The 10,288-nt window shown below is 58.4% G+C and carries 10 protein-coding genes; 3 read left to right on the top strand and 7 right to left on the bottom strand.

Features of this window, described 5'->3' with window-relative positions:
- Window positions 1-32 precede the first annotated feature (32 nt).
- Window positions 33-1,142 carry an iron-sulfur cluster carrier protein ApbC gene (gene apbC / locus E0L16_RS06900; protein ID WP_022648674.1) on the bottom strand — a complete coding sequence of 370 codons (1,110 nt, stop codon included), beginning with the start codon at window positions 1,140-1,142 and terminating at the stop codon, window positions 33-35.
- Window positions 1,143-1,279: 137 nt separating this feature from the next.
- Here apbC and metG point away from each other — a divergent pair, with 137 nt between their 5' ends.
- Window positions 1,280-3,313: a methionine--tRNA ligase gene (gene metG / locus E0L16_RS06895; protein ID WP_131636590.1), complete on the top strand. Its 2,034-nt coding sequence runs from the start codon at window positions 1,280-1,282 to the stop codon at window positions 3,311-3,313.
- 109 nt (window positions 3,314-3,422) lie between these two features.
- On the opposite strand, the gene E0L16_RS06890 is transcribed toward metG, so the two are convergent.
- The 3 genes from E0L16_RS06890 to E0L16_RS06880 are packed head-to-tail and all read right to left on the bottom strand — an operon-like array spanning window position 3,423 to window position 6,338.
- Window positions 3,423-3,893 (bottom strand): YehS family protein, encoded by a 471-nt coding sequence (locus tag E0L16_RS06890; RefSeq protein WP_063450295.1) that lies wholly within the window; start codon window positions 3,891-3,893, stop codon window positions 3,423-3,425.
- A 46-nt stretch (window positions 3,894-3,939) separates the two neighbouring features.
- On the bottom strand, window positions 3,940-4,659 hold the full coding sequence (gene btsR, locus E0L16_RS06885) for a two-component system response regulator BtsR (protein WP_107533377.1): 720 nt from the start codon (window positions 4,657-4,659) through the stop codon (window positions 3,940-3,942).
- Window positions 4,653-6,338, bottom strand: a complete 1,686-nt coding sequence (locus E0L16_RS06880; protein WP_131636589.1) for a sensor histidine kinase — start codon at window positions 6,336-6,338, stop codon at window positions 4,653-4,655. The genes btsR and E0L16_RS06880 overlap by 7 nt, the downstream gene beginning before the upstream one ends.
- A 218-nt stretch (window positions 6,339-6,556) precedes the next feature.
- On the opposite strand from E0L16_RS06880, the gene mlrA reads away from it, so the two are divergent.
- Both mlrA and E0L16_RS06870 read left to right on the top strand, forming a co-directional pair.
- Window positions 6,557-7,297 (top strand): HTH-type transcriptional regulator MlrA, encoded by a 741-nt coding sequence (gene mlrA, locus E0L16_RS06875; RefSeq protein ID WP_131636595.1) that lies wholly within the window; start codon window positions 6,557-6,559, stop codon window positions 7,295-7,297.
- A 69-nt stretch (window positions 7,298-7,366) separates the two neighbouring features.
- A complete protein-coding gene (locus tag E0L16_RS06870; protein ID WP_017383372.1) occupies window positions 7,367-7,480 on the top strand; it encodes a protein YohO in 114 nt (37 codons plus the stop codon).
- On the opposite strand, the gene E0L16_RS06865 is transcribed toward E0L16_RS06870, so the two are convergent.
- From E0L16_RS06865 to E0L16_RS06855, 3 genes are read right to left on the bottom strand one after another with little or no spacing between them, the layout of a single operon-like run.
- Entirely contained in the window at window positions 7,455-8,192 is a 738-nt protein-coding gene (locus E0L16_RS06865; protein ID WP_063450299.1) for an ABC transporter permease, read from the bottom strand. The two genes, E0L16_RS06870 and E0L16_RS06865, sit on opposite strands and share 26 nt — an antisense overlap.
- On the bottom strand, window positions 8,176-9,126 hold the full coding sequence (locus E0L16_RS06860) for an ABC transporter ATP-binding protein (RefSeq protein WP_063868321.1): 951 nt from the start codon (window positions 9,124-9,126) through the stop codon (window positions 8,176-8,178). The genes E0L16_RS06865 and E0L16_RS06860 overlap by 17 nt, the downstream gene beginning before the upstream one ends.
- On the bottom strand, window positions 9,119-10,276 hold the full coding sequence (locus E0L16_RS06855) for an ABC transporter permease (protein WP_131636588.1): 1,158 nt from the start codon (window positions 10,274-10,276) through the stop codon (window positions 9,119-9,121). Before E0L16_RS06855 ends, E0L16_RS06860 begins: the two co-directional genes overlap by 8 nt.
- Between the last annotated feature and the right edge of the window lie 12 nt (window positions 10,277-10,288).

Genomic DNA, 10,288 nt, shown 5'->3' with positions numbered 1-10,288 from the left:
GCAGCGCCACCCGGCAATTCGACGCGAAGGATTTACACCGCGCGGAAGGCGATCTCGCTTGGGATCACTTCACCCTGCCAGTACAGCTGCGCCGCAACGCGCCCTGCCAGCTGGCGATAGATTTCCGTAAACTCGCTGTCCGGACGGCTGACCACCGTCGGTTTCCCGCTATCGAGATCTTCACGCAGCGTGATGTGCAGCGGCAGTTGCCCAAGCAGCTGCGTATGGTACTGCGCCGCCAGCTTTTCCGCACCGCCGGTGCCAAAGATGGGCTCGTGATGACCGCAATTGCTGCAAATGTGCATGCTCATGTTCTCGACGATGCCCAGGACCGGCACCTCCACTTTCTCGAACATGACAATGCCTTTTTTGGCGTCGATCAGGGCGATGTCCTGCGGCGTGGTTACCACCACGGCGCCGGTGACCGGAATGTTCTGCGCCAGCGTCAGCTGGATATCCCCGGTGCCCGGCGGCATGTCCAGCACCAGATAATCAAGGTCAGGCCACATTGTCTCCTGCAACATTTGCAGCAGCGCTTTGCTGGCCATCGGGCCACGCCAGACCATCGCGTTATCGTCCGTCACCAGGTAACCAATGGAGTTGGTCGCCAGCCCGTGCGCCACGATCGGCGCCATGTGGGTGCCGTCCGGCGAGGTTGGACGCTGGTTTTCCGCCCCCAGCATGTTTGGAATGGACGGACCGTAGATATCCGCATCCAGAATGCCGACCTTGGCCCCCTCTGCCGCCAGCGCAAGCGCCAGGTTAACGGCGGTTGAGGATTTACCCACCCCACCCTTGCCAGAGCTGACGGCGATGATGTTCTTCACCCCGTTAACGCCCGGCTGATTTTTCACGCGCTTGAGCGTGGCGATGCTGTGGCTCAGCTTCCAGTCAATCGCTTTTGCCCCGGTAATGCGCAGCAGCTCAGAGCTGGTTTGCTCTTTCAGGGCATCAAAAGCGCTGGTCCAGACGAACGGCATCTGTAGCTCGATGTGCAGCGTATCGTCCAGCCATGCGACGTGGTGAAGCGCTTTCAGCGTCGTGAGATTGTGCTTCAGGGTTGGATGCTGAAAATTAGCCAGCGTCCCGGCGACCATTGCTCGTAAGGCTTCCGGTGATTTGGCCTGGGATTGAGAACTCATCCCGACTCCTTTGTTCTTGTGAATAAGACCTTAGGCCAACAAGTTTACCTGAAAGGCCGCGGTTTGTGCTTACTTAATAATGCCCCTTTTGGTAATATCGAAAACCCTTTTCACAGTTAAAAGAAGTAATGCCTACTATGACTCAAGTCGCGAAGAAAATTCTGGTAACGTGCGCCCTGCCGTACGCCAACGGCTCAATCCACCTCGGCCACATGCTGGAGCATATCCAGGCTGATGTCTGGGTCCGTTACCAGCGAATGCGCGGCCACGAGGTGAACTTCATCTGTGCGGACGATGCCCACGGCACGCCGATCATGCTGAAAGCGCAGCAGCTGGGGATCTCCCCGGAACAGATGATCGCCGAAATGAGTCAGGAGCATCAGACCGATTTTGCTGGCTTTGACATCAGCTATGACAACTATCACTCCACACACAGCGACGAAAACCGCGAGCTGTCGGAGCTGATCTACACCCGTCTGAAAGAGAATGGTTTCATTAAAAACCGCACCATTTCTCAGCTGTACGATCCGGAAAAAGGCATGTTCCTGCCGGACCGTTTCGTCAAAGGCACCTGCCCGAAATGTAAATCCCCGGACCAGTACGGCGATAACTGCGAAGTGTGCGGCGCGACCTACAGCCCGACCGAGCTTATCGAACCGAAATCCGTGGTTTCCGGCGCGACGCCGGTGATGCGTGACTCCGAGCACTTCTTCTTCGACCTGCCGTCCTTCAGCGAAATGCTGAAGGCGTGGACCCGCAGCGGTGCGTTGCAGGAGCAGGTTGCGAACAAAATGCAGGAGTGGTTCGAGTCCGGTCTGCAACAGTGGGATATCTCCCGCGATGCGCCCTACTTTGGCTTTGAAATCCCGAACGCGCCGGGCAAATATTTCTACGTCTGGCTGGATGCGCCAATCGGCTACATGGGTTCGTTCAAGAACCTGTGTGACAAGCGCGGCGACACCGTAAGCTTCGACGAATACTGGAAGAAAGATTCCGATGCCGAACTGTACCACTTTATCGGCAAAGACATCGTTTACTTCCACAGCCTGTTCTGGCCAGCGATGCTGGAAGGCAGCAACTTCCGCAAGCCGACTAACCTGTTCGTACATGGCTACGTCACGGTGAACGGCGCGAAGATGTCTAAATCTCGCGGGACGTTTATTAAGGCCAGCACCTGGCTGAACCACTTTGACGCGGACAGCCTGCGCTACTATTACACCGCGAAGCTCTCTTCCCGCATCGACGATATCGACCTGAACCTGGAAGATTTCGTCCAGCGCGTGAACGCGGACATCGTCAACAAGGTGGTGAACCTGGCGTCACGTAACGCGGGCTTTATTGCCAAACGCTTTGACGGCGTGCTCTCTGCCGAGCTGGCCGATCCTGAACTGTACAAAACCTTCACCGACGCCGCCGCTGCGGTTGGCGAAGCCTGGGAAAGCCGTGAATTCGGTAAAGCCATTCGCGAAATCATGGCGCTGGCAGACGTGGCCAACCGCTATGTGGACGAGCAGGCACCGTGGGTGGTGGCGAAACAGGAAGGCCGCGACGCCGACTTGCAGGCAATCTGCACCATGGGTCTGAACATGTTCCGCGTGCTGATGACCTGGCTGAAGCCGGTTCTGCCGCAGCTATCAGCCCGCGCGGAAGCGTTCCTGAATACCGAGCTGACCTGGGATGCCATCCAGCAGCCGCTGCTCGGCCACAAGGTGAACACCTTCAAGGCGCTGTACAACCGCATCGAGATGAAGCAGGTTGACGCCCTGGTGGAAGCCTCTAAGGAAGAGGTGAAAGCGGCGACCGCACCGGTGACCGGCCCGCTGGCTGACGATCCGATTCAGGAGACCATCACCTTTGATGATTTCGCGAAGGTCGACCTGCGCGTGGCGCTGATCGAAAACGCGGAGTTCGTGGAAGGTTCTGACAAACTGCTGCGTCTGACGCTGGATCTGGGCGGTGAGAAGCGTAACGTCTTCTCCGGCATTCGCTCCGCGTATCCTGACCCGCAGGTGCTGATTGGTCGTCAGACCGTGATGGTGGCAAACCTGGCTCCGCGTAAAATGCGCTTCGGCATCTCTGAGGGGATGGTGATGGCCGCAGGCCCGGGCGGAAAAGACATCTTCCTGTTAAGCCCTGACGAAGGCGCGAAGCCGGGTCAGCAGGTGAAATAATAAAAAAGCCGGATGAGAATCCGGCTTTTTTTTTGCCCGGCGGCGCTACGCTTGCTCAGGCCTACGGGTTATGTAGGCCGGGTAAGGCGAAGCCGCCACCCGGCTAAAATCACGCCTTCGTGCTGTGCATCCGCTGCGTCAACCCACGCAGGAAATAGCGCAGAAACTGATCCCCACACTCGCGGTAATTCTTATGATCCGGCGCGCGCATCATGGCGGTGATTTCCGGCATCGACACGCGAAATTTCTGCTCGGTCACGATCGCCAGGATGTCGTCAGTTTTCAGGGAGAACGCAATACGCAGTTTTTTCAGCACCGTGTTGTTGTTCACCCGACGCTCCAGCGCCAGCTCGGGCGCAGACGCATCTTTGCCGCGTCTGTCGTAGATCAGGCCATTCAGAAAGCCCGACAGAATAATGTCCGGGCAGCGAACAAAGCCCTCTTCATCTTCTTTGGTCATCCAGGTGTCGAAACTGGCGGACGTGGATTCCATATCGGAAAGCGCAAGAATGCGCACCATGTCATTGTTGTTCGCCTTCAGGGTGTAGCGCAGGCTACGAAGAATATCGTTACTTAGCATAGAGCCTTCGAATGTCGATGATGCAATGGCGCGCAGTGTACCAGTTTTACAGGCCAATCGCCTCTTTCAAACTTTTCAGGTAGCGACGGCTAACGGGCACGGTCTGTCCGGCGCGCAGCACCAGCTCGGCCTGGCCGTTATCTTCCAGACGGATCTCCTTCAGGTGCGCCATGTTCACCAGATACTGACGGTGGCAGCGGATCAGCGGCGTGCGGCTTTCCAGCGTGCGCAGCGTCAGCTCGGTAAAGCCTTCGTTGCCTTCGGCACTGGTAACGTATACCCCGCTCAGACGGCTGCTGACAAAGGCAACGTCGTCCATTTGCAGGAGGTAAATCCGGCTGTGTCCGGTGCAGGGGATAAACTTCAGGGGCTGCTGATGGTCTGGCAGGAGCGATACATCCTGCACGGTACGCTCCTGCCGCAAACGGGCCAGGGTCTTTTCGAGCCGTTTCTCTTCAATCGGTTTCAGGAGATAATCGAACGCGTGCTCTTCAAACGCCTTTACGGCGTACTCGTCAAAGGCGGTCAGAAAGACGATATAGGGACGGTGCTCCGGGTCAAGCATGCCGACCATCTCCAGCCCGCTGATGCGCGGCATCTGAATATCGAGAAATACGACGTCCGGACGCAGCTTATGCACCGCGCCGATGCCTTCAATCGCATTGGCACATTCACCCACGACCTCAATGTCACTCTGCTCCTGCAACAGGACACGCAGGTTTTCCCGTGCTAACGGCTCATCATCAACAATCAGCACTCTTAACATGCGTTCTCCTCCAGCGGCAATCGTAAGGTAATTCGGGTAAAGCGGTCTGGCTCACAGGCGACGGTTATTCCGCAGTCGTCCCCGAAATGCGCGCGCAGGCGTTTATCCACCAGGCTCATGCCCAGACCGCCTGACGCAGAGGCTTCATACAGCCCCGCGTTATCTTCAATATTCAGCACCAGATGGTGGTTAAAACGAGACGCGGAAATCACAATCTCCCCCGTGCCCAGCAGCTGCGATGTTCCATGCTTAATGGCATTCTCTACAATCGGTTGCAGGGTAAAAGCGGGAAGATGCTGATACGCCAGCTCGTCCGGGACGGATAACGACACCTGCAAACGTGACTGAAAGCGCGCTTTCTCGATTTGCAGATAGGCGTTTACGTGTTCAATCTCGTCCGCAAGGGTCACGATCTCCGACGGCCGCTTCAGGTTTTTGCGGAAAAACGTCGACAGAAACTGCACCAGCTGCGCGGCCTGATCGCTGTCGCGGCGGATCACCGCCTTCAGCGTGTTGAGCGCGTTAAACAGGAAATGCGGATTCACCTGGGCGTGCAGGAGCTTAATTTCTGACTGCGTCAGCAGCGCTTTTTGCCGTTCATACTGCCCCGCGAGGATTTGCGCCGAAAGCAGCTGGGCGATCCCCTCCCCCAGCGTGCGGTTGATGGAGCTGAACAGGCGATTTTTGGCTTCGTAAAGCTTAATGGTGCCCATCACGCGCTGGTTTTCACCCCGCAGGGGGATGACCAGCGTCGAGCCAAGTTTGCACTGCGGATGCAGGGAACAGCGGTACGGCACTTCATTCCCGTCGGCATACACCACTTCACCCGTTTCAATGGCGCGCAGGGTATAGGCCGAGGAGATGGGTTTACCCGGCAGATGGTGGTCGTCGCCGGTGCCGGTAAACGCCAGCAGCTTTTCGCGATCGGTAATCGCCACGGCCCCGATATCCAGCTCTTTATACAGCACCTGCGCCACCTTCATACTGTTCTCTTCGTTGAATCCCTGGCGCAGGATCCCTTCCGTCGACGCCGCAACTTTTAAGGCGGTGGCAGAAAAAGCCGAGGTGTATTTTTCAAACATGGCGCGTTTGTCGAGCAGAATGCGCATAAACAGCGCCGCGCCTACGGTATTGGTGACCATCATCGGTGCGGCAATGTTGCTGACGAGGTGTAACGCATCGTCAAACGGGCGCGCAATCAGCAGGATGATCGCCATCTGCGCCATTTCCGCCACGAAGGTGATCGCCCCGGCGGTAAGGGGGCTGAACACTTTATCCGGGCGACCGCGCTTAATCATATAGCTGTGGACGAGGCCACCCAGCAGCCCTTCGACAATGGTGGAGATCATGCAGCTCAGCGCCGTCATACCGCCCATGGAATAACGATGCAGGCCGCCGGTTAATCCCACCAGACCGCCCACGACCGGGCCACCGAGCAGCCCGCCCATAACCGCGCCGATGGCGCGCGTATTGGCGATAGAGTCTTCGATATGGAGACCAAAATAGGTACCCATAATGCAGAAAATGGAGAAGGTGACGTAGCAGAGCAGCTTGTGCGGTAAACGTACGGTAACCTGCATCAGCGGAATAAACAGGCGCGTTTTGCTCATCAGCCAGGCGATGACCAGGAACACGCACATCTGCTGAAGCAACAGCAGCACCAGATTAAACTCGTACATACTCACAAACCGCATATTCTAAAAACGCGTAACATACACTGAAGGCGTTTAACTTTCTTTGAAACGTGCCATAAAAGCGATAATTCGTGCCCGCCATCACACCTTTTGCCGGAGATAAGCTGTTCCTCCCATAACCTGTACGAAAAAGAATCAAATTTTCCCGGTTCAGCAAAGTGGGTCTACAGTTAAGCTGGGCACGCGCAAGCCTGGGGGCGAAAATGGCGCTTTACACGATAGGTGAAGTGGCACTCCTGTGTGATGTCAATCCCGTTACGCTACGGGCGTGGCAGCGACGGTACGGATTGCTTAAACCGCAAAGAACGGACGGCGGGCACCGCCTGTTTAACGATGCGGACATTGACCGGATCCGCGAGATCAAAAGCTGGATCGACAACGGCGTGCAGGTCGGCAAGGTAAAATCGCTTCTGTGTCAGGACGATCCTGACACCCAGCATCTCTGGCGCGAGCGGCAGGAAACGCTGCTGAGGCTGTTGCAGACCGGCAATGTGCAGCGTCTGCGCGGCTGGATCAAAGAACAGGGTCGCGACTACCCCGCGCAAACCCTGATCGCCCATCTTTTTATCCCCTTACGGCGTCGGCTCCAGTGTCAGCAAACCACCTTACAGGCGCTACTCAGCATGCTTGACGGCGTGCTGATTAACTATATTTCCGTCTGTCTTTCCTCGGCGCGGAATAAAAACGGTAAAGACGCGCTGGTGATCGGCTGGAACGTGCACGATACCACCCGGCTGTGGCTCGAAGCCTGGATTGCCACCCAGCAGGGCTGGCGGGTTGACGTCCTTGCCCACTCGCTGGCCCAGCTCAGGCCGGAACTGTTTGAGGGACAGACGCTGCTGGTCTGGTGCGGCGAAGTCCCCTCCGCTTCGCAGCAGCAGCTCCTGACGGAGTGGCGCGAACACGGTTATCCCGTTTATCCGCTGGGGCCAAATGCGTCGTAAAGGCATTTAATGGTTCATTAACAGCTGCGCTTCACCGTATAATTGTTCCGTTAACAAGAGGAGCACATGATGAAGGCAACGAAACTGGCCGTAATTACCCTTTTTGCACTGATGGCCATCAGCGGTATCGGTGGCGTTATGCTGGCAGGGTATTCCTTTATTGTTCGCGGCGGTGTTGGCTGAGGTATCCAGCCAGGCGTTCAAACAGGCGATCCACCACAATCGCCGCCAGCGCAACCAGCACCGCCCCCTGAATAATGTAAGCCGTATTAAACCCGCTTAGTCCGATGATGATCGGCGTCCCCAGCGTATTCGCACCGACGGTCGAGGCGATGGTTGCCGTACCAATGTTGATAATCACGGACGTGCGTACGCCGGCGATAATCACCGGTGCGGCCAGCGGCAGTTCTACCTTAACCAGCCGCTGCCAGGCGCTCATCCCCATCCCTTCCGCTACGCTCAGCACCGATGCCGGCACCGCCGCAATGCCCGCCAGCGTCCCTTGCAGAATGGGCAACACGCCGTACAAAATCAGCGCAATGATGGCAGGCTCCTGCCCAAAACCGATCGCCGGCACGGCAATCGCCAGCACGGCCACCGGCGGGAAGGTCTGCCCCGTTGCGGCGATGGTCTCCACCAGCGGGCGAAACTCCCTGCCCGCTGGCCGCGTCACCGCAATACCGGCGCCAACGCCCAGCACGATGGCAATCACGCTTGACACCGCCACCAGCCAGAAGTGCGCCAGGGTGAGATTAACAAAGCTCTCCTGCTGGTACACCGGACGCGGTAGTCCGGGGAAGAGCGTATTAAACAGCGCCGCGCTGTGCGGCATCAGGTAGAGTAAGGCGATAAATAGCCCTGTCAGCCAGAGTAACGGATCACGAACCCACTTCACGCGTCACCTCCCCCGCCAGCAGATCGCGAAAATGGATCGTCCCGCATGGCGTTCCCTGCCCGTCCGCAACGGGTAATACTTCGCACTGCCGGGCGACAAACGCCGACAGGGCATCGCGCAGGCTCATCCCATCGTGCAGCGGTTCACCGTTGACCGGCCCATCCTGCGGGCGCATATAGTCTCTGACGGTGCGCAGAGAGAGCAGCCTGACGCCCAGCTCGCTGCGGCCAAAAAACTCACGCACAAAATCGTTTGCCGGCGACGTTAACAGTTCAAGGGGCGTACCCTGCTGGACGACTTCGCCATGATCCATCAGCACCAGGCGATCGGCCAGCCGCAGTGCCTCGTCGATATCATGCGTCACCAGCACGATCGTGCGCCCAAGAATGCGGTGGATGCGGCTCATCTCGGCCTGAAGCGCGCCGCGGGTGACCGGATCCAGCGCGCCGAAGGGCTCATCCATCAGCAGCACCTGCGGGTTAGCGGCCAGCGCGCGCGCCACCCCGACCCGCTGCTGCTGCCCGCCGGAAAGCTGGTGCGGATAACGGTCGCGAAGCGAGGTGTCCAGGCCCAGCAGCGCCATCAGTTCGTCGACGCGCGCGTTGATCTTCGCCCGGGACCATTTTTCCAGCTGTAGCACGGTGGCAATGTTCTGCGCCACCGTCCAGTGGGGAAACAGGCCGATGGACTGAATGGCGTAGCCCATACGACGCCGCAGCTCCAGCACCGGCAGGCTGCGGATCTCCTCTCCGGCAAAGCGAATCGTCCCGCTGTCGTGTTCCACCAGCCGGTTGATCATCTTCAACGTCGTGGATTTTCCTGACCCCGACGTCCCGATCAGTACCGAGAACGCCCCTTCGGCAAAGTGCAGATTAAGGTGGCTTGCCGCCGGACGGCCCGCAAAGGTTTTACTGACATCATGAAATTCAATCATTGGCTCTTCTCCCGAGCAGCGCGAGCCACAGGGCAAATAAGGCATCCAGCACGACCGCAAGCGCAATCGTGGGTACGACGCCCAGCAACACCAGATCCAGCGCGCTGCTGAGCAGCCCCTGGAAGACCAGTGCCCCAAAACCGCCCGCACCGATCAGCGCGGCAATCACCGCCATCCCCACGGTTTGCACCGTCACCACCCGCAGGCTACGCACCAGCAGCGGAAGCGCAAGCGGCAGCTGAATTTTCCAGAAACACTGGCGCGCACTCATCCCCATTGCATGGGCGCTTTCCAGCACGTCGGGCGGGACCTGGCTTAACCCCGCCACCACCCCGCGCACCAGCGGCAATAGCGCATACAGCACAAGGGCGATGAGCGCTGGCGTCAGCCCGGTACCGGCAATGCCCGCCGCAGCCAACGCCGGGAAGGATTTCACCAGACCGGCAAGGGGGGCAATCAGCAGGCCAAACAGGGCAACGGAGGGGATGGTCTGAATCACGTTGAGGGCGGTAAAGACAGCGCCCTGCCGGCTGGGATGCCGGTAGCACCACATCCCCAACGGCACACCCAGCAGCAGGGCCGGGATCAGCGTCCCGAACAGGATCGTCAGATGTTGCACCAGCGCGTTGTCAAATACCTCCTGGCGGTTGACGTACTCTTTTAACAGCGAGAGCTGATTCAGATCGCCGCTGAAGAGGATCAGCAGAGGAATAATCCAGAATTGCGCATTCAGCAGCCAGCGCCAGACGGGCAGCGGCGTCAGACGACGAATGGCGTCGCTACAGGCCAGCAGGCAGAGCGCCAGCCACAGCCACAGGCCGCTGCCAATCGACGTGCGCGCAAGCGGGCTTTCAACCGAGGCCATCAGCGTTGCCGCCTGCCCTGCGCTCCAGAACAGCACGATAAACAACGCTTCACAGAGAAGCAGCGTCAGCCAGAGTGCGGCACGTCCTGGCGAGAACGATAATACCAGCGCGCTCGCCAGCGCCGCGCCCAGCAGCAGCGGCGTAAACGACCACATCTGCCAGAGCGCGTGCGGTTCGCCCGATACCAGGCGGTTTGGTGCGACATTGACAAAAGGTAACGCGACCGCCGCGATGGCCACACAGGCCAACAGCAGCAGAACGCGGTTATGACATTTTATTGGCACAGCCGTATCCCG

Source organism: Enterobacter quasihormaechei, from assembly GCF_004331385.1.
In the GTDB taxonomy this organism is placed as follows: Bacteria; Pseudomonadota; Gammaproteobacteria; order Enterobacterales; family Enterobacteriaceae; genus Enterobacter; species Enterobacter quasihormaechei.
Note: the sequence above shows the minus strand (reverse complement) of the source record. Positions and strands in the feature narration are given on the sequence as shown.

Bases quoted from the DNA above. Each gene is read 5' to 3' on its own strand.
- apbC (WP_022648674.1), bottom strand. From the start codon at position 1,142: ATGAGTTCTCAATCCCAGGCCAAATCACCGGAAGCCTTACGAGCAATG.
- metG (WP_131636590.1), top strand. From the start codon at position 1,280: ATGACTCAAGTCGCGAAGAAAATTCTGGTAACGTGCGCCCTGCCGTAC.
- E0L16_RS06890 (WP_063450295.1), bottom strand. From the start codon at position 3,893: ATGCTAAGTAACGATATTCTTCGTAGCCTGCGCTACACCCTGAAGGCG.
- btsR (WP_107533377.1), bottom strand. From the start codon at position 4,659: ATGTTAAGAGTGCTGATTGTTGATGATGAGCCGTTAGCACGGGAAAAC.
- E0L16_RS06880 (WP_131636589.1), bottom strand. From the start codon at position 6,338: ATGTACGAGTTTAATCTGGTGCTGCTGTTGCTTCAGCAGATGTGCGTG.
- mlrA (WP_131636595.1), top strand. From the start codon at position 6,557: ATGGCGCTTTACACGATAGGTGAAGTGGCACTCCTGTGTGATGTCAAT.
- E0L16_RS06870 (WP_017383372.1), top strand. From the start codon at position 7,367: ATGAAGGCAACGAAACTGGCCGTAATTACCCTTTTTGCACTGATGGCC.
- E0L16_RS06860 (WP_063868321.1), bottom strand. From the start codon at position 9,126: ATGATTGAATTTCATGATGTCAGTAAAACCTTTGCGGGCCGTCCGGCG.